The organism is Absiella sp. AM29-15, assembly GCF_003434225.1.
Lineage (GTDB): Bacteria > Bacillota_I > Bacilli_A > Erysipelotrichales > Erysipelotrichaceae > Hoskinsella > Hoskinsella hominis.
In genome coordinates, this window is sequence record NZ_QVFL01000007.1 from 20,650 (window position 1) to 45,501 (window position 24,852).

A 24,852-nucleotide genomic window follows, 5' to 3' on the forward strand; every position below is an offset into this window, starting at 1 on the left:
AGATTAAATGTTAAAGTGTAATTATAAAAGATATGTCATTTGGATGAGAAAGAAGATGATAATGGTTATTTGTGAAGCTTTAGTTTAGTACTGTGAAACATTTATATAAGTAATTGGTATTAAGGTTTCATCAGTAATAAACAAACGCAAATTTATATAATCGTTAGGACTTACAATTTTAGTAGTGATTTCAGTTTTTTCAGTATGGTAAAACAGGTGAATTTAAAATTAAGAAAGGAAGTTAAGCTATTATGAATACTAGTCAAAAAAGATTTATGATAATGATTACTATGATATTATTCATGACAAGTGCTTGTTCAAAATCAGTATCATGGAAAGATAACTATATCCAAACACACACAAAATCACCAAGTAGAATTGTAGAAAATTCAGATAAAATTTATGAAAAGAATGAATCAGGATATTATGATTTTACAAATTTAAGCATAGATGAAGATAAATTAAATGATATTTCTATAGATGATTTAAATAATCATACAGTTTTTGATACTTTGACGAAATGGCCAGATAGCTTACCTGAAGGTTTTCATCCAACAAAACTTTTAGATGATGGAAAAGTGGCAAAGCTCGGTTTAACAAAGTTGCACGATAATGATATTGATGGTAGTGGAGTGGGTATCGCAGTCATTGGTGATACGTTGTTAACGGATCATGAAGAAATTAAGGATAACTTATCGTTTTATGTTTCTATGAGCAAATATCCTGATGAGGCTTCTTTAACAGGTGTCATGATGGCTTCCATTGCAGCAGGGAAAAATGTTGGCGTAGCACCTAAATCAAAATTGTATTATATAAATGATAGTATTTATAACTTTGAAACGAAAGAAAATGACTGCCATAATGTTGCACAGGATATCATTAAGCTAATTGAAATGAACAAAGATTTAAAAAATAAAATCAGAGTAATCTCATTATCTGAAGGATATTTTGAAAAGGATTATCCTGCGAAAGCAAAGACTAAAAATGCAGATGAATTAACGGATGCAATCAAGAAAGCAAAAGAAGAAGGCATAGAAGTGTTATGTGAAAATCCTATGAATTCAGTCATGGAATTTGCTGGTTTATATAAAACGCCTTATTCAGATGTAAATGATATCCATAGTTATTATCTAAATGAATATGATGATTCAAAGATTTACGTTCCTACGAATGATATAACAGTGGCCTCATTGTATGGGAATAAGGATTATATGTATTATATCCAAGGTGGGCAAGATACAGTTGTTCCTTATGTATCAGGGTTATATGCATTAGCATGTCAGGTAAATCCTTCCATCGATTTCAATGATTTTTTAGATTCCGCAAAGAAAACAGCATATAAATTGAATGTAAAAGACGATAACAATAAGTCATACAAAATTATGATCATTCAGCCTGAAAAGCTAATGGATGATATCAAAGCAAAATAACTAAACAAATCAGTAATTTAAACCAATAACTATGTATAACGTTGATTAACAAAACAAATATACTTATGATGATTTCTTAAACAAACATTATGAAAAGGCAACTATGTGTTCGATAGTTGCCTTTGTTTTAATCTGAACTTTTCAATGAACAATATTCTAAGTACCGTAAAAATAATAATTCTATGGCATTGAAATACTGAGCACTACAGGTAAAACGTCGATCGTAGTACCCTGTATCAAAATAACTGGTTCTGATACCGATAAATTCATCACAATATTTCGATAACAAGTTGCCATTATTCATTGCTATACCAATAGATTTCGTATGCATTTTACGAATAACTTTCGCAAGGGTTACCGCTGTTTCATTATCTCCGGATAAGGAAATAATAAAGAAAAGATCATCTCGAGTGCTACGATTTAAAATGGTATCCAACTCATTATCGCCTTCAATTAAATGCATAATTTTCTTACAATACGCAAATTCTCTTTTTAATTCCTGCGCCACATGGTGTTGAAATTCACCAGTTGTATATATAAAGATACGATTGGCTTCATCAATATATTGTAGGATTTGATCAAAATCTGCGGTTTCCATATAATCAATTGTTTCTTTCATTTCATTCGCACATGTAGGCAAGACTTTATGATCAAACGTTGAAACTTTGTTTAGACTCCATTTTAGATATACCTTTAATTCGCTATATCCATCTAGTCCCAGCTTTTTCGCAAAACGAATAATACTGGTATGTGATACGTTACAAGCATGCGCCAGTTCCTGAATGGACATCTTATGACATTCCCTTTTATGATGATAGATATATTGCCAAATATATAAATCATTCTCATTTAGCTGTTCATAATGTTCCTCAATCAATTCTTCCAGTGTCATGATGATTCATCCTTTCCATATAATCCATATATTTCACAATAATGAAATCCACCAGAATAAAATAGCTTACTAAACCTTCGTATCGAGGACCCATCGGATTGATTAAATTTGGTATCTCCACATATAACGATTCACTAGCCAAATGTGCAAGACTATTATCTTTGTTAGCTGTGATAGAAATGATGGGAACACTCTTAGTTTTCAACTTCTTTGCGAACTCCAGCATAGATGCATTTTCACCAGAATAAGATATCATAATTATCACATCGTTATGGTCAATGACTTCTGAATAGATATAAGATTCATTCGCACTTGTGATATTGAAAAATAATTTATCTACATATAAAAAAGTACGTTTAATTTCCATTGCGACATTGTTTTGAATACTCCCTGTACCATATACATAAGCATTTTTTGCGTTGGCAATTAATTCAAGAACATTGGTAAAATCTTTCTCTTTTATTTCATCCATGTAATCTTTATATATGTTATAGACATATTCTAAACCAATATGATTTTCATTTGTATTCGCATTATCGATGCGTAAATGCACCTTTAATTCTGAATAACCATTTAATCCAATACGTTTCGCAAAACGTAGTATTGTGGAACGAGAAACATGACAGCGAAGTGCTAAATCATCAATGGATAAATGTTCACATAGTTCTCTGTTTTCTTTTATAAATTTCCAAATCTCATGATCATTTTCATTTAAATGCGTATAATTTGCATTGATCATATCTTCTAAACGCATAGCATTCATCCCTTTCTCATGTATAATTATATCATATAAAATAGTGATGGATAAATAGAATTATTTATTTATATAAATTATGAAAAAAGAGATTTCTAAAGTAAAAATATTATTAGAAATCTCTATAAGCATAAATGCGTATTTATCTATTTTTTTGTAAGCTATTCTTTTACACCTATATATATGACTAAAACAAGTTCAATGAAGATGAGTATCATTAACCCTATTTGGATATCACCAGCTAATATATAGTTTAAATTTTTAAAAAACCTAAAATATGGCAAAATATCAGATATAATGCACGTTATCAAAGTACTGAAATATACTATTTTTTTAAATTTCTTAGTAATCATAACCTTTTTGATTTTTTACTGTCCAAGTAAAAACAAATTTATTGACAGTAGTAACAGTACCACAATTACTTTCCTTATTTATTCTTTCAGTAGTATTAGATAACATATCATAATATGCAGCACCTAATCTAGATGCAGCTACCATAATTGCAGCTAAAGGTGGAACTAAAGCTGTTGCAGCACCACTAATCACTCCTCCAGTTTTTAATATTGTACTAAAATCTCGATATGTTGCAGCATTATATTCACTTTCATTATAATCAGCAAAAACTTTTTGATAATTCCATCCTTCTGTTGTTAAATTCCATCCACAAATAGCTCTTCTGGTTTTTATTGGTGATTCTGGGACAGATGTGTTGATTGAGTTTATAGCTTCTCTTAAGTATGAAGCATTAGTGTAATCAGAACCAATTGCTTTATTTATTTCAGTAAAATCGAAATCATCAATAATAGATTTTACTTCATTATAATCATAGGAATATTTTCCATTGCTGATTTTTAAAACTGCTGTTATTTTATCTTGCATATTGATAAAGTTATTAATAGCGACTTGATCTTCGATTAGATTTTGGTTTGGATAATCACTTTCAAGTTGAATTTTAGAATCATCCTTTTTATCAGAAGCCATAACAGGTAATGATAAATTACTTACAACCATTGTTAGAAAACAGAATAATAGAGCAGTTTTTAAAATTATTTTTTTCATTTTTCTTATTTGTGTAATCTATTTTTATTCAAGAACACGCGATAAAACAGCTTACATAATTTTACTAAGATTACTTCTGTACCACTAAATAATTTCAAAATTTAAGAAAAATCTGGTAATGGTGATATCTGAAATTCGCTATAAATTATGTAAATACTGTAAATTCTTATCTTTTCAAATTCTTAGATTACAGCTCTCCTTTATATATATAATATACCACAGTCATAATGATATCTTTGTTTCTTTGAACGAAATCATATTATTTTTGAACGAATAATTGTATATTATTATAAATGGATATTAAAGCCTAAAAATAGACGCTTTTTTAATTTTATATACAAAACATAATCTTAGTGTTATCCTTTTCATATAAGGAGTGATTTTATCATGAGAAATATCGCGATCATAGATAGTATTAAAGATTTTCGTGAGCTTATAAGAAAAACGATTGATTCATTTCCTAGCTTGAGCAATGTAGATTATCGTATATACGCTTATAATTGCGCAGATGAATTTCTTAAATACCTGAATCAGATTCATATGGATATTATATTATTAGATATTGAAATGCCAGGTACAAATGGGTTAGAAACAGCGGAAATTTTACGTGATAAAAAAAATCAAGCAATCATCATTTTTATCACATCTAATATCGACGACATGAACGATGCTTTTGGTTTGAATGTGTATGGATTTATTGATAAACATGAATTTATGACATCTTTTCCAAGTGTGTTTTTAAACTGTAATGAATACTTAGAACGAAATATATATTTACTATTTAAGACGAATACAGGTAATTTAAAGGTTAGAAAAAATGATATTATATACGCATCTTTTGAAAAAAGAAAAGTTGCACTTTATACAAAAAATGGAAAATTATATGTAAATCTTGTATCATTAACAAGGTTCTATGATTTGGTTAAAAGTTGTGGGAATTTTATATATATTAATCGAAGTACCGTTATTAATCTTCATTATTTAACGAGTATATCAAATTATGAAGCAAACCTTTCTGGAATATTATATCCTATATTAATTAGTAAAGAAAAATATAAAGAAGTTACTATTCGATTTATAAATACTTTGCCTTATAATAATTATTAACGAAGTCTATTTTCATATGATGAAAGTAGAAAACTCATTAAGGCTGTTCAAATTGTTTTTCTACTAAAGCATCGATCAAATTTAGTTTTAAAAATATCGGATGCAACAGCTTCATAAAAATACCTAAGGTAGGACCGAATATCAACATACCCAATACTGTCCCAATCCCTAAAGATAAAGGGATTGGAAATACTATGGTTAACAGGATAACACCGGCTATACTTATGATATCCGCAAGCTGACGCACTTTGTGAAATTCAATTGGAAAGATACGTGATAGCACCATGCAAAAACCTTCTAATGCCATGGTCACTTTATTGATCAGCATTACCATGGATACCCCAAGTGCACATATCATATTCGCTAAAAGATATAAAAGAATCCCTTGCCATATAGATGTAACTTCAAAGGTAAATACTGTACTAGCCGCAAAATTAACAATAACGCCAAGTACCATGCAGAAGGGAACTTGAAGCAGGTGTTGAAAGGTGAAGTTTTTCCTTAACAGTATCAGCTGTCCAATCACACACATACAGTTAAAGATGATACCAGCTGTACCTACTTCGATACCAATGATATCGGAAAAAGATTTTGCGAATGCATCCCATGCCCCCATGCCAACGTTTGCTTTGATTGTTAAGGCACATCCGAATCCGACAATCATAAAGCCAAACATAATAACAATATATTTTTTCATTTTTTATCCTCTTTCTAATAAAAGAAAGGCTGTCAACTGACAACCTTTTCATGTGATGGTAATCAGGCATATCACATGGTGATTACGCAATCTTCATCATCTTACTTATATGTTAGTAATTCACTTGTCCCCTTATGCATTTCTTTGTTGGTATGATAACTTACCAGTTGATGATTTTTAGGATCTACAACAATCAACATCGTTGTGTCTTTATAACCTTTTTCTTTTACCAGTGTTGCATCATAAGTAACAAGCAGATCTCCTTTGTGCACATAATCCCCTTTTTTCACATGAGCGCAAAAGCCTTCCCCCATAAGTTCTACGGTATCAAGACCAATGTGAAGCAATAACTCCATACCATCTTCATTGATGATACCTAACGCATGTAGACTATGCTCCATGACCATGGATATTTCACCATCGCAAGGCGAATAGATTTCACCGGATGAAGGGATAATGGCAATCCCATCTCCCATCATCTTTGTGGCGAATACATCATCAGGTACTTCTTCGATTGGAATACTTTGACCATCTGCGAAAGCGTACAGTGCTTTTACTTTCTTTTTAAAGAGTCCCATATTATTTTAATTCAGGCCAGAAGTCTTTGTTTGCTTCAATTAAATCATCTAGGATCAGTTTCGCAACTCTTGCGCTAGGTACAATCTTAGATAATGTAAGTGCCTGCCATAATTTCTGGTAGCTTCCTGTAATCCAAGCATCTACAACTAATTTTTCTACAGAAACCTGCTGTTCCATCAAGCCTTTCTGGAATTGAGGGATAGCACCCTGTACGATTCTTTCGTATCCGTTTTTACCAACGATACATGGAATTTCAACCATTGCGGTACGATCAAAGTTTTCAATAGCACCTTCATTAGGTACGATCAATAACATCTTTTCTTTTGTATTCTTAGCGATTGCACAAGCTAAATCTACGATATATTCAGCGTGAGCATCTGGCTCAAAACCACAACCAACGGCTGTACCTTTTGCGATAATTTCACGACAAGCATCGAAGATGTGTTTTTCACGGTGTTCCATTACTTCATTAGCACGTGTGTGGTTTGGATCTGTGTGTTCTACTACATAATCTGGATATAAGTAGTATTTTAAGTAAGTATTAGGGATAGTATCTGGATCAAGTGCATATACATCTTTTGCTTTTGCGAATGTTTCAATCCAGCTTGGTTCTACGTGCTGATTTGTTTTAGATAAAGCATCTGCGAAGCCATTTTCTGCCATGTGTTTTTTGATTGCTGGCATTAAATCGTTTCCATCTTTATCTTCGATTTTGTACCACCATCCAAAGTGGTTCAAGCCATAGTAACCAACTGACATTTCTTTACGAGATGATAATCCAACCATAGTAGCCATTTTTTCTTCAAGGTCGATTGGCATATCACAGATATTTAAAATCTTAGAATTAGGACGTAATCTACGTGTTGCTTCTGCTACGATTGCGGCTGGATTTGAGTAGTTTAACATCCAAGCATCTGGTGAATATTTTTCCATGTAGTCAAGGATTTCGATAACCCCACCGATTGAACGCATACCATAAGCGATTCCACCAGGACCACAAGTTTCCTGACCAACAACGCCATATTTCATTGGAATCTTTTCATCTTTTTCACGCATTGCATATAATCCAACACGGATGTGGCACATAACGAAGTCAACATCTGTAAATGCTGTTTCTGGATCTGTTGTATAGTTGAATTCTACTTCAGGAGCATTTTCATGCATATAGATTTCACAAGCTTTTGCGACGATTTCCTGACGTTCTTTGTTGTTGTCATAGAAGCAGATCTTTCTGATTGGGAAACGCTCCATGTGATCTAATAATAATAAACAGATTCCTGGTGTGAAGGTACTTCCTCCACCTGCGATAGTAATTGAATATTTCTTTTCCATTTCCTTTTTCCTCCTATTTTACATTAAACGAATGGTTGCGAATAAACATACAGAACTTAGAGCTACAATTAGAAAGCTGCCTCCTCCATACAGGAATGAGTTTTTCAATGTCAATTCATGCATGGATTTTTTTAATGGAACTTGATAATAGTTCACAGCTTTATAGAACAAGAAGGCAAGCATCAGAAAGTAGAACAGATTCATTGTTAAGGCTTGAGCGATTAACAGTGCTGCCATATTGATTACTGCGAAACTGAAGTTTTGTTCTTTCAGCTTCTTCTCCATCAAATGAAGTAGATATGCAATATATGGATTCAACATAGATATCAGAAATAAAATGGTAATGTTTGCTTCTTTGGCAATGACTTCCTGAAACCCTACGCCCAGCATCATTCCCCTTAAGGTTACATATACGTAACAGATGATTGGTGTGATTGCCAGAAAGACTTTCACAACGTTGAAGTAACGATCCATTTTCTTTTCTGCGGTTGTCTGTTTTACTGTTCTGATTTTCTTTGCCATCATGATCCCTACTTTCTTTTATAGTAAATGCTCAAAGTCATCTCTTACTTGAGGTACAGACAGGCCGACAATAACCTGAATGTTTTTCTTTGTTGCTTTGATTCCATGTGTTCCAATGGATTTGAAGTACTTATCACTTTGTACTAGATTTTCATCTTTTACATTGACACGTAAGCGGGTAACACAGTTTGTGACATCTACGATGTTATCTTTACCACCAAGGGCTTCCAGAATCTTTTCTGCTAATGTATCACCATGTGATGCTGTTTCTGAAGAGCCTTCGATAGAACCGCCATTTTGTTTTTCACGATATTCTTTTTTACTGTGGAATTTAATTTCTTCATCATCTTCACGTCCTGGTGTTTTGAAATCGAATTTTAAGATCAGGAAGCGGAATACGACGAAGTAGATACCTGTAAAGATCAGACCTACAACAAGTAATGTTAAATAAGTTGACCAGTGACTTGCCATCAATGGAATGAAGTTTAAGGCAGACATTTCAATCAAACCACCAGCCAGTACACCAACTACGCCACAGATATAAGCGACGGTTGCCAATGTTGCGGCTAACAATGCATGTACAACGAATAATGCTGGTGCGATAAACAAGAAGGTAAATTCAATTGGTTCTGTAACACCACAGAAGATTGCGGTTAATGTGATAGGAACCAACAGACCTGCAATTTGTTTTTTCTTGCTGTCTTTTGCAGTTACATAGAATGCTAAGGCAATACCTGGACATCCAAAGATTTTTGATAGACCAGTTAATGTTGGCCAAGCATATGGTGCTAATTCTTTTAGAGAACCAGAATTTGCGGCTAACTCAGGAAGCTGTGTTGCCCATGCAGAATATACACCACCAGCGATTACGGCTGAATCATAATAGAATGGGAAGTACAATAAGTGATGTAATCCGAATGGAATCAAGATACGTTCCATGAAGATGAATACCCATACACCAAGCGCACCTGCATCAGAGATGAATCCCTGGAAAGCTCTCATTCCACTTTGTACCATTGGCCATAACCATGCGGATAATAATGCAACTGGTACTAATGCGAAGAATCCTACGATAACAACGAAGCTTGAACCACTGAATGTTCCCATCCATTCAGGAAGTTTTGTATCGAAGAATTTGTTGTGTAGCATGATGACGATACCTGAAATCATCAATGCACCGATCATACCCATGTCTAATGTTTTGATGTTGGCTACCATTGTCAAACCGCTGGTACCACCAACTTCTGCAGCGAAGTCTACACCAAAGTTTGCTCCCCATTGACTAAGAATGGTACTTAAGAAGTATTGGAATGTTAAGTAAAGCACCAATGCTTCCATACAACAGCGTGCGTGCTGTTTCTTAGCCAGACCAATTGGTAAGCCAACAACGAAGATCAGTGGTAATTGGTTAAATACTGTCCAACCACCTTGCAGCAGGATGTTCCATACCTGATACCATAAACCATTTGGATCAGCGAGGCCTCCCATAATTGCTTCAGTCGTGAACAATGTCGATATACCTATAACGATACCGGCAAATGCAAACAGTAGAACAGGCGTGAACATTGCTCCACCGAAGCGTTGAATTTTTTGCATCATATCAATTTCCTCCTCCTTGATATCTCTTGCACCGTTATCTTAACTCGTCAAGAAAGCGATTACAACACTTTAGCTATCATTAGGGAGTAGGTAAGATTGGTTAGGATTTATAACGGAACCCGTGAATTTTCACGGTATGCGAAAAAGCCTTTAAATAAGGCGTATTTGAGGATTTTATGATATTTCATGTGTGAAAATGAAATTTAAATATGACACTTTGTGATCAGATAAATAAAAAAAACAGCTGTATTCCAGCTGTTACTGTGATATGCTATTTTTCTGAGTGTTATATTTTATAAGAAGAAACGTATTGTTTTATGATTTTTTATCGAATTTACGCGCTGTTACGCATATTTTTCGCGCGCGAAAAATACTTTAACACTCTTGTCTATCGCGCGCGCGAAAAGGCTATCTCTTTTTATATTTTGTTGTTTTTCCACTTCCTACTATAGTCAGCTGATTTGAATCAACCAACTTTTTTAACAATCGATAAGCTTGATTTTTTGTAATTTTTAAGAGATTACATACATCTTTCCTGCCAATACCATCATCACTTCTTTGCGCAAGTTTTAGTACTAACTCTTCATATCTTACTTCATCAATATCTGTTTGCCTTACATAGCCAATTACATCATGATTTTGATCATAGAATTTAGAACTTAATATATATGCTCTATTTTTACCATTTCCTGAAGCTTCAATCATTCCTGATTCTACTAATTTTTCTATAGCATTTTTTGCTTTATATTCACTTATATGGGTAAGCTCTACAATCCGTTTAAGATTTGTTCTTCTTTCAAATTTAATACAGGATAATACAAGAAGAGAATTGATATGTAATAATCTGCCAATTCTATTTTGTTCTTCTGTAATCATTCTCGCAAATGCAAAATCTGGCTTAGCACGAGGAATAAATAACTTTACCATAGTAGATGTACTTTCTGTGTAATCAGGCCATGGTCTGCCAAACAAAATAGAGCCTTCATATATTCTATCGATGCCTCGTCCAGTTGCCTCGTCGATTTCTTCTTTTGTATGCATTTTACTAACTGCAACAAAAATAATATTTTCAGGCAATTCATTTATATTTATTTGTATGAATTAAGGGCGTTCTTTTGTTTTGATAGAGTATTTATAATTGTAATTGATGTGATCTTATAGATTTACGCGCGCATATATAATAAAAGTACTTGGAAATATTACGATACCATATCATTTTTTTTGATAGATACCTTTTAATACAGATTCTTCAAGGATGTGACCACTCATTTTATGAAATAATTCATTTAAATAGAAGCCGTTTTGTAAATCAAGTAATTGATCCAATGCATAAACATGAAGTTCATACATATGAGATTTATCTGGTGGTGTCATGCCTCCATAAAAACTGGCTTGTTCTATGGAAAGTTCATTTCCTTGTATACTAATCCAGCTATTTGCACCTTGTATAAAATCTGAGGCTGTTAGGCTTTCATTTTCGTATACTTCTTTGCGTGTAAGATTCGCGCCTATCCAATGGATCCAGGTAAATCCAGTAACTGGATAAGCATCTTTATCTTCCAGTACAAAGGCATATGAAACTGTTTCATGGGGTGCATCTTCAATTCTGAATGGAAGCGAATAGCATGGAATATGATGAGAATCAAAACATGTTCCATACATACCATATTCTGAACGTATGATGCCGTTTTCAATTCCTTTACTTGTGACTTTCATATCATTACCTCCTCGTTTATGTAAGAAGTATAACAGGAAAGGTTTTCGTCGTAAATTACCCACTTTTTTGTGGGTATCTAGTCTGGGATAATATGTTTTTTCAATAATTCTTCTGCTTTGCCATTTTTTTCAAGATATGTGATTCCTATATGTTGCATAATACGCAATGCCTCTATGATTTCTTTTCCCATAGGATCACTTAAATAATATTCCACATGAAGAGGATATCCGGAATACGTCTGTTTCTCTACAAAGCCATATTCCATTAACTCTTTTAAATGTTGCAATAACATTTTCTGTGTAATACCTTGTATATCCTGTTCAAGTTTTGAAAGTGATGTTTTTCCTAAGCGAAGCCGCCATAAGATAATTGGTTTCCATTTGCCTTTAATCATATCATGTACTAACTCAAGTGGGCAGGTATAGTCTTCTCTCATTTTCATTGTGATTTAGCTCTCCTTATATTATTTGATAATAATAAATCTTTTCGCAATATGAATTAACCCTAAAATTTAGGGTTAAATAGATGAATCTTACCCTAATTATTAGGGTATTACCTATGGTGATATGTTTTAGTATAGAAAACAAGAAGACTTTATATTCGCCTTCTTGTTTTCTTCATTTATTTATTGTAATTTCGTTTTCCAAAAATAATACTGCCAAGGCGTACCATATTGCTGCCATGTCTTAAGGCAATATGATAATCATCACTCATACCCATAGATAAGTATTTGAACTTATCTTCACCATATTCATTTTGTAATTTTATGAATAAAGCATGCATTCTTTCAAAACAACCTTCAATTTTATCTTCATCATCCGTTAAAGGACCAACACACATTAAACCCTGAACATCTAAATGTTCCAAACACATGCACTGCTTCACAAAGCTAGGTGCTTCTTCCAATAATACACCTGTTTTACCTGGATCACGACTGATGTTTACTTCAATCAATACTGGCATGACTTTATTAATCTTTGCACATTGTTTTTCAATTTCCTGCGCAAGACGATAACTGTCTAAACTTTGAATCATACTTGCTAAAGGAACAACATCTTTTACTTTATTTCTTTGAAGATGTCCAATCATATGCCATGTATAATCAGGATTATATTTATCTTTCATTTCCTGTACTTTATTTTCGCCAAAGATACAGCAGCCTAATTTATATGCCTCGTCGATTTCTTCTTTTGTATGCATTTTACTAACTGCAACCAAAGTAACATTTTCAGGCAATTCATTTTGTATTTCTTTTAGTTTATCTTTGTTCATGATATACACCTCATTTACCTTAGATATTATAACACGAATTGTATAAAGGAGTATGGTTATTTGTAGAACAGTTTCGTAATATTAGGAAAATGATGTATGAATATTTTGTACATACCTCTTAATTAGATATGTATCCTTTATATTCTTTATATATATTAATATATAAAGATATGATATATAATGTATATTTATCAAATAATTAATAAAAATCATTGCATCTGTTTTCCAACGCGTTATAATATAAGAAAATGAAGGAGGTAATAATATGGGGACATATGCAAAAGCAATGGTAGCATTAGAAATTGTTGTGAAAAAAAAGCAAGACAGATATTTTCCGATTGAAACACCAACAGATGAAGTAATTGAGAAAATGGGTGAAATGATTAATTTAGAGTTGTATAACATTTATGAAAGTAAAAATGAAGTAGATTTTATCTTAAAGGAGGATATATTCCGGAAAAATATTAAAGCTTTTGTTTTGGAACAGGTAGAAATCTTTAATTCAGATGCCAAAAAAGTACAAGTAAAAGATATGGATGAGATGTTAACTGCAATAGAATCTGGAGAAGTGCCTTTAGAGAAAATTAATGAATATAGATATCAATTTAATGATATTGATCTTGGCATCGTAGATTGGGGATGGCCAAAGTATCGATATATAAGTGGACTTATCACTCAATGGAAAGGATTCTATTATCTGTATGAGGGAAAGGCGATTTTAGAAGATGATCGTTTTCTATCTACATATTTACACAAACTGATTCGTATGTGTTCAGATAATCCATTAAAGGATACTGTTGTCATCGATTTTGATTAAATTTGATAGGAGGAGATAAAACATGGGAAAATATGCAAAAGCAGTCATTGCTACAGAGATTGTTGTAAAAAAGGAAAGGCGTTTCTTCAATCACAATAGGAATACAACAGATGAAGTATTGAAAGAATTAGAAAAAATAATTAATCCTGATTTATATGATGTGGAGGAAAATGACGATTATGTAGTATTAAAGCTACAATCAAAGGTGCTAAGACAGAATATTAAGTCTTTTGTTCTTGAGCAGTTTGAATTAATCGGCAAAAAAACGAAAATAAAAGAAAGTGCAGAAAAAATTCTAACTTTAATCGAACAAGATGCATTTAAAATAGAAAACCTTGATGATTATATCTATGAACATGAGGATGAGTATGTAGGATTTAATTATTTTGATGGTAGTGGTTTTAATCGCAGGTATTTAAGCGATTTGACCTTATCTTTTGAAGGAATACTGTATTTATATGAAGGAAAGGTTTCCATGGAAGATTTTAGTGATTTTTCTACATATTTGCACCATTTGATTCGAGCATATTCTAAAAATCCATTAAAGGATACGGTTATATTAGACTTTGAATAAAAAAAGATAACTTTAAGTAGAATCAGGAGTGTACGAAATCTCTTGATTCTTTTTTTGAGGAAACTAAGGATAATAGCGTATAATAAAGTAAAAAAGAGGAGGCCTTCTTTTATGAAGTATGAAGTAATTAACAAAAATAATGCTTTGACATATGTAAGTGATGAAGATATAAGGCAAGCATTTGATTCTAAAGAGCCATTCAAAAGAGAAATAGTCAGAGCAATGGGACTCACAAATAATGAAGATTATTTACCATATTTGTATCAGGCACTTTATGATGAAAGTTTTATAATTCGTTTGGATGCAGCACAAAGTATTTTTACGATCAATGCAGAAAAAGGCTTGTCAGAATTAAAGAAAAGAAATGAAGCAATCGATGATTCTGAATTAGAAACAGAACCAAGTGAAAAAGCAAACTTGCTTGCTAGAATTATACGAATTGAAAAAGGTGTAGAGGGTATCAAGGAATATATATTGTCAGATGATGGGTATGATATTGTAAAATATTGTTGTATCACCTATTATGGTTGTGGATATCGTTATCATGAAGAAGATGTAGAATTATTATGGTTTGTGATGGATTGCTTTTTGAATAAGGAAAAGAAATGGATGAAAGATTTGTCTTATCAAGAATATCGAGAGTTCATATATTTTGGATTAGAGAGTATTTGGCTTGCGGGTAGGGAAAGTGATATTTTAAATAAAGTAAGTGAGGAGCTTAATCAAAAAATATATCATATGATCACAAGAGTGATGAATCAAAAACCGACAACGGATATGAAAGAATTAATTGCGGAAATTTCTAAGTATATGAAAGAACCATATGCAAAGAAGATTTTAGCACTATTAAAACATCATGTAAGTGGGGATGCGAAGCGGGAGTTTAAAAAATCATTAAAGAAATGGAATATCACAGAAGAAGAGCTGTAAAAAGGTATGGAAACATTAGTTCTCATACCTTTTCTGTACGCTATATGTTTATTCGGTTTGTGATTTTTCCTTTTCTGCTTTATATTCTTGATATCGGATATAGAATATTTCACATAAAATAAAGAATGCTGTTGTAGATTCAAATTTTCTGCCATGTTCCCCAGGAAGCTTTAAATTCGTTGTTGAAAAATAAACGTTCTCATCACTTAAACTAGCAAGGGTATTATGTTTTGATTTGGTGATAGAAATGATAGGAATATCCTTTAATTTCATCTTTCTTGCAAATTCTATTGTTAAATCACTTTCGCCATTTAAGGAAATCATGATCATGACATCCCCTTGGTTAAAGTTATATAAGATATCATCAATATCGGTTTTTCCATCGAAATAATAGAAGTAATCACCGCCATTGAAAAACATACGATATAACTCTTTTGCGGCATTCAGTTGTACAGCACCTGAGCCATAAAGAAAAACACGCTTGGCATGATAGATAATTTCAAAAACAGACTCCATATTTCTTTCTTTCAACTCTTGAATACTCTGGATATAACCATTACAAAGCATATCTAAATTGGAATTGTTTAGATTTGATTGTGAAGATGGCTGCATTTTTAAATACGTTTTCAGTTCACTAAAGCCACTTAATGATAGTTTTTTCGCAAATCTTATGATACTTGTTTTTGAAACATTACACTGTTTACTTAATTCTTCAATTGTCATTTCGCTGCATTTCATTCGGTGTTTGCTTAGATATTCCCATATGTATAAATCATTAGGGTTTAAATCTGTGTGATATTTATTTACAAGTTCATCTAAATTCATAAATCTATCATTTCTGTCATTTAGAAAACCCCTTTCTTTTTGCAGGATAATTGTAACATAATTTTTAGGACTTAGAAATCTTATTCCAAAAACATACAAAAAAACAGAAAAAAATCCTTTTGAATTAAATTCCAGTTTCTGTGAAATATCACGAAAAAAGGCCACAGGACCTAAGACTGTGTGAAACATTGAATAAGCAGGGAAAGTGTTGTTATATATAGGAGTCGAGAAAAAGAGATGAAATAGGAGGAATTTATATGAGAAGAAAATCATCTATTTGTATTGCGGGTGGAGGAAGTACTTTTACTCCAGGTATCGTATTAATGTTATTAGAAAACCAGGACCGCTTTCCAATTAAAAGAATCACACTTTATGACAATAATGCAGAGCGTCAGGAAAAACTGGCAAAAGCTTGTGCAATCATGATGAAAGAGAAAGCTCCAGAAATTGAATTTAATTATACAACAGATCCAGAAACAGCCTTTACAGGTATTGATTTTGTTATGGCACATATCCGTGTTGGATTATATGCCATGAGAGAACTTGATGAAAAGATTCCATTGAAATATGGCGTTGTCGGACAGGAAACTTGTGGACCTGGTGGAATTGCTTATGGAATGCGTTCTATTGGACCAGTAATTGAAATCGCAGATTATATGGAAAAATATTCTCCAGATGCATGGTTATTAAACTATTCTAATCCAGCTGCCATCGTAGCGGAAGCAACTCGTCGTTTACGCCCTGGTAAACGTATTATCAATATTTGTGATATGCCAGTAGGTCTTGAAACAACAATGGCAACAATTTTAGGTTTACAATCACGTAAAGAAATGGAAATCCGTTATTATGGATTGAACCACTTTGGATGGTGGACAAGTATCAAAGATGAAGATGGCAATGATTTAATGCCAAAATTGAAAGAACATATTTCTCAATATGGCTATGCTGTCAATACAGAAGATTTCCAGCACAAAGATGCAAGCTGGCAGGAAACATATACAAAGGCAAAAGATGTGTTTGCATTAGATCCTAATACTCTGCCTTCTACTTATTTGAAATATTATTTATATCCAGATTATGTAGTAAAACATTCTGATCCTAACTATACACGTGCAAATGAGGTCATGGATGGACGTGAAAAAACAGTATTTGGTCAGGCCGCAAAAATCGTAGAGAATGGTACGATGAAAGGCAATGAATTTGCTGTTGGTGTTCATGCAAGCTTTATCGTTGACTTAGCTTGTGCAATTGCATTTAATACAAAAGAAAGAATGTTGTTGATTGTTGAAAATAATGGTGCAATTGAAAACTTTGATCCAACAGCGATGGTAGAAATCCCTTGTATTGTAGGAAAAGATGGCCCAGAACCATTAGCAATGGGAAAAATTCCTACCTTCCAAAGAGGTTTAATGACAGAACAGGCATGTGTTGAAAAGCTGGTTGTGGAAGCATGGATAGAAGGAAGCTATCAGAAATTATGGCAGGCCATTACATTATCTAAAACAGTACCTAGTGCATCTGTAGCTAAACAGATTTTAGATGATTTAATTGAAGCAAATAAAGATTACTGGCCAACATTGAAATAGTGAAAAAGATAGGAAAAGTCAGAAACGCCTTTTCCTATTTTTTGTATATTCTTAAAAACAAGAATAAAATATTAATTAATTTTTTAAAATTCTAAAAACACAAGAAAAACTGTTATAATAAAAAGTGGCGTTATATATGGAGATGAAAATATGAAGCTTGATGAGTTGGTGAATCAGCATTATGATGATTTAAACATGAATGATTTACACATATGGGGCTATATTGCCAATCATAAAAGAGAATGTGCAGCAATGACGATTGAAGAAGTGGCAGAGAAGTGCAATGTTTCTAGAACAGGAATTTTACGGTTTGCGAAAAAAATATCTCTACAGGGATTCAGTGAATTGAAATTCTATTTAAGAATGGAAAATGTTGAAGAAAATGAATTAACGGATGAAAAGATTGATTCTATATCTCAAAGCTATATCAAAGGCATTCAAAGTTTTACAGAACAAAATTTAGATAAAGTCTGCGATGAGATTTATCATGCGAAAAGAATCTTTGCATATGGCAGTGGCGTGATTCAACAATCTGCGGTCAGAGAATTAAAACGCTTGATGTTTAAGCTGAATGTTATTGTTTATATGATCAATGGGACTGCAGAGATAGGATTTTTATTGAATAATTTAAGAGAAGGGGATGTTGTTTTTCTTTTCTCATTGGGTGGGGAAAGTGCCCAGATATGCAAGTTTGGGAAACAATTAAAAGAGAAAGATTGTAAAATTGTTACAATCACAAGAATGCAACATAATACATTAGCTGAATTAGCGGATGTCGCAGTATATTTTTCATCTATGTCAAAACCGATTATGATTGAAAACCATAGATTTGAACCGGTAACTATGTTTTTCTTTGTAGTAGAAATGTTGTTTTTAAGATATGCAATGTATCAACATAACAAGTCAATAGAAGAAAGTAAATGAAAAGTGGAAGAAATTCCACTTTTTGTGAAAAAGAACGAAGAATGTATATCAATACGAAAACAATCCAGAACAAGGAAACATAGATTCCTTCATGATATAATGCAGCCATGAAGAAGGAGAGGTATAAGATATGTTTTCAATATTTAAAAAGAAAAGTAAAAATTTTACGATCAAAGCACCAATCGATGGTGTATGTAAGGATTTGAGTGAGGTACCTGATGAAGTATTTTCAGAAAAGATGATGGGCGATGGTATTGCGATTGAACCAACTGGAGATGTTTTATGCGCACCAATTGATGGCACAATAACCATGTTGATTGATTCACACCATGCATTTGGAATGACGAGTCCTGAAGGAATTGAAGTTCTGGTGCATTGTGGTTTGGAAACAGTAAACTTGAAAGGACAAGGCTTTGAGGTATTAAAGAATGTGAATGATAAGGTAAAGGCAGGGGAGCCGATTATTAAGGTAGATCGCGCATTTATGGAAAAAGAAAATATTCCATTGATTACACCAGTCATTGTAATAAATCCACTAGATAAACAAATCGTTTCTTATCATGTTGGAGAACAGGTAAAGGTAAAGGATAGCGATATTCTTGAACTTGCGTAATATAAAATTAATTGCCTGTGATGTGGATGGAACTTTATTTAACAGCAAAGGAAAAATAGGTAATGAAACAAAGAAGATATTGATGAAACTCCAACAACAAGGAGTGAAGATTGCGATTTGTAGTGGGAGAGCACCTTTTGAATTAAAGAGCATTGTGGATGAATTAGAATTAAAACGCTATGATGGTTATCTGTTGCATGGCAATGGTGCTGGCATTTATCATGTAAAGAAGGATGTAAATATTCAGTTTCCACAAGTACCTCCAGATGCCATATCAGAAATGATTAAGATTGCGCATGCGATGCATTTGTTTGTGATCGTTTCTCAAAAAGGCAACTATGCATGTAGTTATACACTACCTTTGGCAATCAAAAGGGAAATCGCGAAACGTCTTTATCGACCAATGCGTGCATCTAAAGTGGTAAGATTGCGTCAATTTGCTTATATGGCAAGAAATGCAAATATGGTTGAGCACTTAGAGAATCATATTCATAATGCCGCCAATAAACTATGTATCAGAGGTAATCCTAAGATTTTGCACAGGGCAGAAGATGCCATTCGTAAAAAGTATCCTGAAAAATTTAATTATTTTTACCTTAGTGAAGGTTCTTTGGAAATCACAGATATCCATGTAAGTAAGGCACAGGCATTGTTATCACTTTGTGATCAATTGGATATCCATTTGGACCAGGTCATTGCTTTTGGCGATAGTAACAATGATGATGAGATGTTATCCATTATACCTTATGGGGTGGCAATGGAAAATGCCTTTCCATCAACGAAATCAGCGGCATCTTATATCACAAAGTCCAATGATGAGGAAGGAATTGCGGTATTTTTACATAACTTTTTTAACCAGTAAACACTGGTTTTTCTTTTTTTTCTGGTACTGGATAATATTCCAAAAATTGTGAAAAATTTCTACAAATGGACATGAAAACAGAAGATGTTTGAAATATTGTAAACGATTACACATGTGGTATGATGTATTACGTCAAGAGAACAAAGTGATTTGACAAGAAGAAAAGGAGACATGAATTTATGATGCAAAAGATTCAAAGATTCGGAGGGGCAATGTTTACACCCGTACTATTATTTGCCTTCTCAGGAATCATGGTTGGTTTATGTACCGTATTCCAATCAGAGATGATTATCGGCAGTATTGCTGCTCCAGAAACTGGGTGGTATCAGTTCTGGTATGTAATTAAGGAAGGAGCATGGACACTATTTAGACAAGTACCGTTATTGTTCGTGATTGCTTTACCAATCGGGTTAGCGAAAAAACAAAATGCACGTGCTTGTATGGAAGCATTTGTTCTTTACTTAACATTCAACTATATGTTAGCAGCCATGTTGACAAACTGGGGATCCAGCTTTGGTGTTGATTTCAGTATTGAAGCAGCAAGTGGAACTGGTTTAGCATCCATCGCAAGTATCAAAACATTAGATACAGGTATGATTGGTGCTTTGGCAATCGCAGGTATTGTTGTATTCTTACATAATCGTTATTTCGATACAGAGCTGCCTGAATGGTTAGGGGTATTCAAAGGATCATCATTTATCTGCTTAATCGGATTCTTCGTAATGATTCCAGTTGCATTCTTATTTATGGCAATCTGGCCAAGAGTACAGAGCTTAATCGCAGGTATGCAGAGCTTCTTTATTTCAAGTGGTGCATTAGGAATTTGGGTATATACATTCTGTGAACGTATCTTAATTCCAACTGGATTACATCACTTCATCTATATGCCAATGGCTTATGAATCAATTGTAGTTGAGGGCGGATTCAAAGCAGCTTGGGCATTAGGTTTACCAGAATTTGCGAAATCTACAGAAAGCTTATCAACATTATTCCCTGCTGGTGGATTTGCACTGTATGGACACTCAAAAGTATTCGCACCTATTGGAATTGGGGCTGCATTCTATGTAACCGCAAAACCAAACAAGAAAAAAGAAGTCTTAGGTTTGATGCTTCCAGTCGCATTAACAGCTGCATTTGCTGGTATCACAGAACCTATTGAATTTACATTCTTATTTATCGCACCAGTATTATTCTTTGTACATGCATTACTTGCCGCAACACTTGCCATGGTGGAATTTATGGCTGGTGTATCTGGGGAATTCTCAAGTGGTTTAATCAACTGGGCAGCATTAAACTGGTTACCATTAGGGGCAACACATGGTATGACATATGTGATTCAGGTAGTCATTGGTCTAGTATTTAGTGGTATTTGGTTTATCGTATTCCGTTTCATGATTTTGAAAATGAATCTTGCGACACCAGGACGTGAAGATGATGATGAAGAAGTAAAATTAGTATCTAAAAAAGAATATAAAGCCGCAAAAGCTGCAGGAACAGTTCCAGGCAGTGATGAAGACACAAGTAATGATCCAAAAGAAGATGTAAAAGTAGAAGGTGGCAATGCCGCAAAAGCCGCTGCATTCTTAGAAGCACTGGGCGGTAAAGATAACATTCAGGATGTCACAAACTGTGCAACACGTTTACGTGTAACAGTAAAAGATGATAGTATCGTCGCTCCACTTGCAGTATTCAAAAAAGCAGGTGCTCATGGTTTGGTACACAAGGGGAAAGCTTTACAGGTAATTGTAGGTTTAAGTGTTCCAAGTGTACGAGAAGAATTTGAAAATTTATTAAAATAGAAAAGAGGTTTATACCTATGAAAAAAAGTTCAATCGTGATTGCAGGAGGAGGGTCTACCTTCACTCCTGGAATCGTTATGATGTTACTAGAACACGCAGATGAATTCCCAATTCGTCAGATTAAGTTTTATGATAATAATGAAGAACGTCAGGATAAAGTCGCAAAAGCTTGTGAAATTATTATTCGTGAGCGTGATCCAGAAATTAACTTTATCGCAACATGTGATCCAAAAGAAGCATTTACAGATGTAGATTTCTGTATGGCACATATTCGTGTAGGTCTATATGCGATGCGTGAAAAAGATGAAAAGATACCTTTGAAATATGGTGTAGTAGGACAGGAAACTTGTGGTCCTGGTGGAATTGCTTATGGTATGCGTTCTATCGGTGGCGTTATTGAAATCCTTGACTACATGGAAAAATATTCACCAAATGCTTGGATGTTAAATTATTCTAATCCAGCAGCAATCGTGGCAGAAGCGACACGTCGCTTACGTCCTAATTCTAAGATTATCAATATCTGTGATATGCCAATCGGTATTGAAACACGTATGGCAAAAGCCATTGGTTTAGAATCACGTAAAGATATGGAAGTACGTTATTATGGATTAAATCATTTTGGCTGGTGGACAAGTATCAAAGATAAAGAAGGAAACGATTTAATGCCACAAATCAAAGAGCATGTGAAACAATATGGATATGCTTCAAAAGATGGTGTAGATCCACAACATCCGGGCAGCAGTTGGGATGACACAATGAAAAAAGCAAAAGATGTATATGCATTAGATCCTGAAACACTACCGAATACTTATTTGAAATATTACCTATACCCAGATTATGTAGTGAAAGAATCAAATCCAAATTATACACGTGCAAATGAAGTAATGGATGGTAGAGAAAAAGAGATTTTTGGGGAATGTGAACGTATCGTACAAGCAGGTAGCGCAAAGGACACAACACTAAGTATTAATGGACATGCATCTTATATTGTAGACTTGGCGAAAGCATTGACTTATAATACAAAAGAACGTATGCTATTGATTGTAGAAAATAATGGTGCAATCGAAAACTTTGATCCAACCGCAATGGTAGAGATTCCATGTATCGTTGGAAAAGATGGCTATGAACCTATGGCAATGGGCAAGATTCCTACATTCCAAAGAGGTTTAATGAGCGAACAGGTTTGTGTGGAAAAACTGGTAGTAGAAGCATGGATAGAAGGAAGCTATCAAAAACTGTGGCAGGCACTTACTTTATCAAAAACCGTTCCAAGTGCAGCTGTCGCAAAACAAATTCTAGATGATTTAATCGAAGCAAATAAAGCATATTGGCCTGAATTAAAATAGGCAAAGAAAAAGTGAAGGGTTGAAGAAGATATGAAAACAAATACAATAAGATTAACACAGAAGAAACCAAAAAAAGCAGTAAAAATCGCACAGAAAAAACAAACCAAAATTGAAAGACTATCTAAAATCATGTTGATTGGGACTGTTCTTTGTTGTATGGCACCATTTCTATATGTGATGTCTATGCAAATGAAGGCTTCAAGTAGTGGAATCACAATGATGAATCTTATCGAAACAAATCCACTTGTGAATCTGAATATGATTGCCGCATTCCTAAATCCATTCGTGGGGTATATGCTGTTTCTTACGAGAAAACGTTTATTGGCATATGAAAACTATGAGAGCGTTTATTTAAACCTTACGATTTTAATGGTTGCGCAGATATGTTCTATGAATATTCTTTACTTGTGCTTGTTCGCCTATGTATTATATAAAGCGATGGATGTTTATGAAAAACCATTTAAATCTGCATTTCAGGCTATGAGTAAATCTTTTGTTGGTAAAGAACTGGGTGGAAGTATCTTCATCTTCTGTTTCTTCTTACTCATCACTCTTTTAACACTTCGCTTAAACTTTCTTGCATAAATGATTGTTTGAGGAGTTTATGGAAAGCGTATTCTATAGACTCCTCTTTTTGATAAGAAAGGAGAGCCTTTCATGGATTTTTCAAATATTTTTCTTCAGATGTTTATTTTATTTTCTCTCATGATTGTTGGATATTTATGTAATCATTATCATATCCTTGGCAAAGCAGAAAATAAAATGTTATCGAAGCTTGTGATGACAGTAGGTGTTCCTGGTTTGATTATCGCCTCTGTCAAAAATGGCTGTCCTTTTGATGATCGTATGGAACTATTTTATGTTTTACTTGTTGTATCTGGTGTGAATATGCTGTTACCACCTATTTCTATTGTCATTAATAAAATTTTACATGTACAGGAGGATAGCTCACTTTATAAATTTATGTTTATATTTCCAAATGCAGGATTTATTGGATTTCCTGTCATATCCGCAATATTTGGAGAAGGTGCATTGATCTATGCAGCTTTATTTCAGCTGCCTCACAACGTATTGATGTATACTTATGGAATATCTCTTGTGAATGGCGGGCATCGAGCAAAAACAAGTCTGAAGGACTTTATCAATCCCTGTATTGTGGCAGCTTTAATTGCCTGTGTTATATGTTTATGTGATATCAAAGAGCCACAAATGATATGGCAAAGCTGTACATATTTAGGAAATATCACAACACCTTTGGGCATGTTGATTATCGGCTCATCCCTTGCGGATGTGGATATGAAGCATGTGTTTGATGATTTAAAGGTGATACCGTTTATATTCTTAAAATTATTACTATTCCCACTAATTGTATATGGAATTATGCATATGTTTGTCACAAATGAGATTTTGGTTTATGTTGTGACGATTACACTAGCGATGCCTGTGGCAACCAATGCTGTGATTATGACAAATGTGTATGATGGCAATGTGCAGTTATCAAGTAAAACAGTATTCCTTACTACGGTATGTTCCATCTTATCCATACCTTTACTTTGTATGATACTTACTGGGTTTTAAATGAATAAATTATAAAATTTAAAATGGAGAGTGAATAA

General features: G+C 33.5%; 26 protein-coding genes. 13 read left to right on the top strand and 13 right to left on the bottom strand.

Annotation, left to right across the window (positions count from 1 at the left end):
* Positions 1-251 precede the first annotated feature (251 nt).
* Positions 252-1,430 (top strand): S8 family serine peptidase, encoded by a 1,179-nt coding sequence (locus DW761_RS08555; RefSeq protein ID WP_117517565.1) that lies wholly within the window; start codon positions 252-254, stop codon positions 1,428-1,430.
* 127 nt (positions 1,431-1,557) lie between these two features.
* Here the strand turns inward: DW761_RS08555 and DW761_RS08560 are convergent, their stop codons facing one another.
* The 3 genes from DW761_RS08560 to DW761_RS08570 form a co-directional block, all read right to left on the bottom strand.
* Positions 1,558-2,322 (bottom strand): MurR/RpiR family transcriptional regulator, encoded by a 765-nt coding sequence (locus DW761_RS08560; protein ID WP_117452565.1) that lies wholly within the window; start codon positions 2,320-2,322, stop codon positions 1,558-1,560.
* Positions 2,300-3,076 (bottom strand): MurR/RpiR family transcriptional regulator, encoded by a 777-nt coding sequence (locus tag DW761_RS08565; RefSeq protein ID WP_117452697.1) that lies wholly within the window; start codon positions 3,074-3,076, stop codon positions 2,300-2,302. Before DW761_RS08565 ends, DW761_RS08560 begins: the two co-directional genes overlap by 23 nt.
* 342 nt (positions 3,077-3,418) lie before the next feature.
* Entirely contained in the window at positions 3,419-4,135 is a 717-nt protein-coding gene (locus DW761_RS08570) for a hypothetical protein (RefSeq protein WP_117517567.1), read from the bottom strand.
* Positions 4,136-4,522: 387 nt separating this feature from the next.
* Here DW761_RS08570 and DW761_RS08575 point away from each other — a divergent pair, with 387 nt between their 5' ends.
* Complete coding sequence (locus tag DW761_RS08575; protein WP_117517569.1) at positions 4,523-5,242, top strand: LytR/AlgR family response regulator transcription factor; 720 nt, start codon at positions 4,523-4,525, stop codon at positions 5,240-5,242.
* Positions 5,243-5,279: 37 nt separating this feature from the next.
* Here DW761_RS08575 and DW761_RS08580 read toward each other — a convergent pair whose 3' ends face one another.
* From DW761_RS08580 to DW761_RS08620, 9 genes are all read right to left on the bottom strand, one after another.
* Complete coding sequence (locus DW761_RS08580) at positions 5,280-5,939, bottom strand: YczE/YyaS/YitT family protein (RefSeq protein ID WP_117517571.1); 660 nt, start codon at positions 5,937-5,939, stop codon at positions 5,280-5,282.
* A gap of 101 nt (positions 5,940-6,040) precedes the next feature.
* Positions 6,041-6,517, bottom strand: coding sequence for a PTS sugar transporter subunit IIA (locus tag DW761_RS08585; RefSeq protein ID WP_117517573.1), 477 nt, complete (start codon positions 6,515-6,517; stop codon positions 6,041-6,043).
* A 1-nt stretch (position 6,518) separates the two neighbouring features.
* On the bottom strand, positions 6,519-7,850 hold the full coding sequence (locus tag DW761_RS08590) for a 6-phospho-alpha-glucosidase (protein WP_117517575.1): 1,332 nt from the start codon (positions 7,848-7,850) through the stop codon (positions 6,519-6,521).
* 18 nt (positions 7,851-7,868) lie between these two features.
* Positions 7,869-8,375 carry a hypothetical protein gene (locus tag DW761_RS08595; RefSeq protein ID WP_233513066.1) on the bottom strand — a complete coding sequence of 169 codons (507 nt, stop codon included), beginning with the start codon at positions 8,373-8,375 and terminating at the stop codon, positions 7,869-7,871.
* A 15-nt stretch (positions 8,376-8,390) separates the two neighbouring features.
* Complete coding sequence (locus DW761_RS08600; RefSeq protein ID WP_117517577.1) at positions 8,391-9,971, bottom strand: alpha-glucoside-specific PTS transporter subunit IIBC; 1,581 nt, start codon at positions 9,969-9,971, stop codon at positions 8,391-8,393.
* 408 nt (positions 9,972-10,379) lie between these two features.
* On the bottom strand, positions 10,380-11,012 hold the full coding sequence (locus DW761_RS08605; protein ID WP_117517579.1) for a hypothetical protein: 633 nt from the start codon (positions 11,010-11,012) through the stop codon (positions 10,380-10,382).
* A gap of 171 nt (positions 11,013-11,183) precedes the next feature.
* The gene (locus DW761_RS08610) at positions 11,184-11,687 is read right to left on the bottom strand and encodes a YbhB/YbcL family Raf kinase inhibitor-like protein (RefSeq protein WP_117517581.1); all 504 of its coding nucleotides are present in this window, start codon (positions 11,685-11,687) and stop codon (positions 11,184-11,186) included.
* Positions 11,688-11,764: 77 nt separating this feature from the next.
* The gene (locus DW761_RS08615; protein WP_117452551.1) at positions 11,765-12,130 is read right to left on the bottom strand and encodes a winged helix-turn-helix transcriptional regulator; all 366 of its coding nucleotides are present in this window, start codon (positions 12,128-12,130) and stop codon (positions 11,765-11,767) included.
* A 179-nt stretch (positions 12,131-12,309) separates the two neighbouring features.
* Positions 12,310-12,960: a YggS family pyridoxal phosphate-dependent enzyme gene (locus DW761_RS08620; RefSeq protein WP_117517583.1), complete on the bottom strand. Its 651-nt coding sequence runs from the start codon at positions 12,958-12,960 to the stop codon at positions 12,310-12,312.
* A gap of 265 nt (positions 12,961-13,225) precedes the next feature.
* Between DW761_RS08620 and DW761_RS08625 the strand changes: the two genes are divergently transcribed.
* The 3 genes from DW761_RS08625 (at position 13,226) to DW761_RS08635 (ending at position 15,281) form a co-directional block, all read left to right on the top strand.
* Positions 13,226-13,777, top strand: a complete 552-nt coding sequence (locus DW761_RS08625; RefSeq protein WP_117517585.1) for a hypothetical protein — start codon at positions 13,226-13,228, stop codon at positions 13,775-13,777.
* 22 nt (positions 13,778-13,799) lie between these two features.
* Positions 13,800-14,351, top strand: coding sequence for a hypothetical protein (locus DW761_RS08630; RefSeq protein ID WP_117517587.1), 552 nt, complete (start codon positions 13,800-13,802; stop codon positions 14,349-14,351).
* Between the two features lie 111 nt (positions 14,352-14,462).
* Positions 14,463-15,281: a HEAT repeat domain-containing protein gene (locus tag DW761_RS08635; protein WP_117517589.1), complete on the top strand. Its 819-nt coding sequence runs from the start codon at positions 14,463-14,465 to the stop codon at positions 15,279-15,281.
* Between the two features lie 48 nt (positions 15,282-15,329).
* On the opposite strand, the gene DW761_RS08640 is transcribed toward DW761_RS08635, so the two are convergent.
* Positions 15,330-16,106 carry a MurR/RpiR family transcriptional regulator gene (locus DW761_RS08640; RefSeq protein WP_158553777.1) on the bottom strand — a complete coding sequence of 259 codons (777 nt, stop codon included), beginning with the start codon at positions 16,104-16,106 and terminating at the stop codon, positions 15,330-15,332.
* A gap of 257 nt (positions 16,107-16,363) precedes the next feature.
* Between DW761_RS08640 and DW761_RS08645 the strand changes: the two genes are divergently transcribed.
* From DW761_RS08645 to DW761_RS08680, 8 genes are all read left to right on the top strand, one after another.
* Entirely contained in the window at positions 16,364-17,692 is a 1,329-nt protein-coding gene (locus DW761_RS08645) for a 6-phospho-alpha-glucosidase (RefSeq protein WP_117517593.1), read from the top strand.
* Between the two features lie 150 nt (positions 17,693-17,842).
* Positions 17,843-18,616: a MurR/RpiR family transcriptional regulator gene (locus DW761_RS08650; protein WP_117517595.1), complete on the top strand. Its 774-nt coding sequence runs from the start codon at positions 17,843-17,845 to the stop codon at positions 18,614-18,616.
* A gap of 130 nt (positions 18,617-18,746) precedes the next feature.
* A complete protein-coding gene (locus tag DW761_RS08655; protein ID WP_117517597.1) occupies positions 18,747-19,229 on the top strand; it encodes a PTS sugar transporter subunit IIA in 483 nt (160 codons plus the stop codon).
* The gene (locus DW761_RS08660; protein ID WP_158553778.1) at positions 19,216-20,091 is read left to right on the top strand and encodes an HAD family hydrolase; all 876 of its coding nucleotides are present in this window, start codon (positions 19,216-19,218) and stop codon (positions 20,089-20,091) included. The genes DW761_RS08655 and DW761_RS08660 overlap by 14 nt, the downstream gene beginning before the upstream one ends.
* 179 nt (positions 20,092-20,270) lie before the next feature.
* The gene (locus tag DW761_RS08665; RefSeq protein WP_117517601.1) at positions 20,271-21,890 is read left to right on the top strand and encodes an alpha-glucoside-specific PTS transporter subunit IIBC; all 1,620 of its coding nucleotides are present in this window, start codon (positions 20,271-20,273) and stop codon (positions 21,888-21,890) included.
* Between the two features lie 17 nt (positions 21,891-21,907).
* Positions 21,908-23,236 (top strand): 6-phospho-alpha-glucosidase, encoded by a 1,329-nt coding sequence (locus DW761_RS08670; RefSeq protein ID WP_117452534.1) that lies wholly within the window; start codon positions 21,908-21,910, stop codon positions 23,234-23,236.
* 30 nt (positions 23,237-23,266) lie between these two features.
* On the top strand, positions 23,267-23,821 hold the full coding sequence (locus DW761_RS08675) for a hypothetical protein (protein WP_117517603.1): 555 nt from the start codon (positions 23,267-23,269) through the stop codon (positions 23,819-23,821).
* A gap of 72 nt (positions 23,822-23,893) precedes the next feature.
* Complete coding sequence (locus tag DW761_RS08680) at positions 23,894-24,814, top strand: AEC family transporter (RefSeq protein WP_117517605.1); 921 nt, start codon at positions 23,894-23,896, stop codon at positions 24,812-24,814.
* The last annotated feature ends 38 nt before the right edge of the window (positions 24,815-24,852 follow it).

Excerpts from the sequence above, each read along its gene's own strand:
- DW761_RS08585 (WP_117517573.1), bottom strand. The coding sequence starts at position 6,517 with ATGGGACTCTTTAAAAAGAAAGTAAAAGCACTGTACGCTTTCGCAGAT.
- DW761_RS08645 (WP_117517593.1), top strand. The coding sequence starts at position 16,364 with ATGAGAAGAAAATCATCTATTTGTATTGCGGGTGGAGGAAGTACTTTT.
- DW761_RS08605 (WP_117517579.1), bottom strand. The coding sequence starts at position 11,012 with ATGCATACAAAAGAAGAAATCGACGAGGCAACTGGACGAGGCATCGAT.
- DW761_RS08625 (WP_117517585.1), top strand. The coding sequence starts at position 13,226 with ATGGGGACATATGCAAAAGCAATGGTAGCATTAGAAATTGTTGTGAAA.
- DW761_RS08675 (WP_117517603.1), top strand. The coding sequence starts at position 23,267 with ATGAAAACAAATACAATAAGATTAACACAGAAGAAACCAAAAAAAGCA.
- DW761_RS08640 (WP_158553777.1), bottom strand. The coding sequence starts at position 16,106 with ATGAATTTAGATGAACTTGTAAATAAATATCACACAGATTTAAACCCT.
- DW761_RS08560 (WP_117452565.1), bottom strand. The coding sequence starts at position 2,322 with ATGACACTGGAAGAATTGATTGAGGAACATTATGAACAGCTAAATGAG.
- DW761_RS08635 (WP_117517589.1), top strand. The coding sequence starts at position 14,463 with ATGAAGTATGAAGTAATTAACAAAAATAATGCTTTGACATATGTAAGT.
- DW761_RS08575 (WP_117517569.1), top strand. The coding sequence starts at position 4,523 with ATGAGAAATATCGCGATCATAGATAGTATTAAAGATTTTCGTGAGCTT.
- DW761_RS08680 (WP_117517605.1), top strand. The coding sequence starts at position 23,894 with ATGGATTTTTCAAATATTTTTCTTCAGATGTTTATTTTATTTTCTCTC.
- DW761_RS08570 (WP_117517567.1), bottom strand. The coding sequence starts at position 4,135 with ATGAAAAAAATAATTTTAAAAACTGCTCTATTATTCTGTTTTCTAACA.
- DW761_RS08580 (WP_117517571.1), bottom strand. The coding sequence starts at position 5,939 with ATGAAAAAATATATTGTTATTATGTTTGGCTTTATGATTGTCGGATTC.
- DW761_RS08670 (WP_117452534.1), top strand. The coding sequence starts at position 21,908 with ATGAAAAAAAGTTCAATCGTGATTGCAGGAGGAGGGTCTACCTTCACT.
- DW761_RS08565 (WP_117452697.1), bottom strand. The coding sequence starts at position 3,076 with ATGCGTTTAGAAGATATGATCAATGCAAATTATACGCATTTAAATGAA.
- DW761_RS08600 (WP_117517577.1), bottom strand. The coding sequence starts at position 9,971 with ATGATGCAAAAAATTCAACGCTTCGGTGGAGCAATGTTCACGCCTGTT.
- DW761_RS08610 (WP_117517581.1), bottom strand. The coding sequence starts at position 11,687 with ATGAAAGTCACAAGTAAAGGAATTGAAAACGGCATCATACGTTCAGAA.
- DW761_RS08665 (WP_117517601.1), top strand. The coding sequence starts at position 20,271 with ATGATGCAAAAGATTCAAAGATTCGGAGGGGCAATGTTTACACCCGTA.
- DW761_RS08615 (WP_117452551.1), bottom strand. The coding sequence starts at position 12,130 with ATGAAAATGAGAGAAGACTATACCTGCCCACTTGAGTTAGTACATGAT.
- DW761_RS08620 (WP_117517583.1), bottom strand. The coding sequence starts at position 12,960 with ATGAACAAAGATAAACTAAAAGAAATACAAAATGAATTGCCTGAAAAT.
- DW761_RS08655 (WP_117517597.1), top strand. The coding sequence starts at position 18,747 with ATGTTTTCAATATTTAAAAAGAAAAGTAAAAATTTTACGATCAAAGCA.
- DW761_RS08555 (WP_117517565.1), top strand. The coding sequence starts at position 252 with ATGAATACTAGTCAAAAAAGATTTATGATAATGATTACTATGATATTA.
- DW761_RS08590 (WP_117517575.1), bottom strand. The coding sequence starts at position 7,850 with ATGGAAAAGAAATATTCAATTACTATCGCAGGTGGAGGAAGTACCTTC.
- DW761_RS08630 (WP_117517587.1), top strand. The coding sequence starts at position 13,800 with ATGGGAAAATATGCAAAAGCAGTCATTGCTACAGAGATTGTTGTAAAA.
- DW761_RS08595 (WP_233513066.1), bottom strand. The coding sequence starts at position 8,375 with ATGATGGCAAAGAAAATCAGAACAGTAAAACAGACAACCGCAGAAAAG.
- DW761_RS08650 (WP_117517595.1), top strand. The coding sequence starts at position 17,843 with ATGAAGCTTGATGAGTTGGTGAATCAGCATTATGATGATTTAAACATG.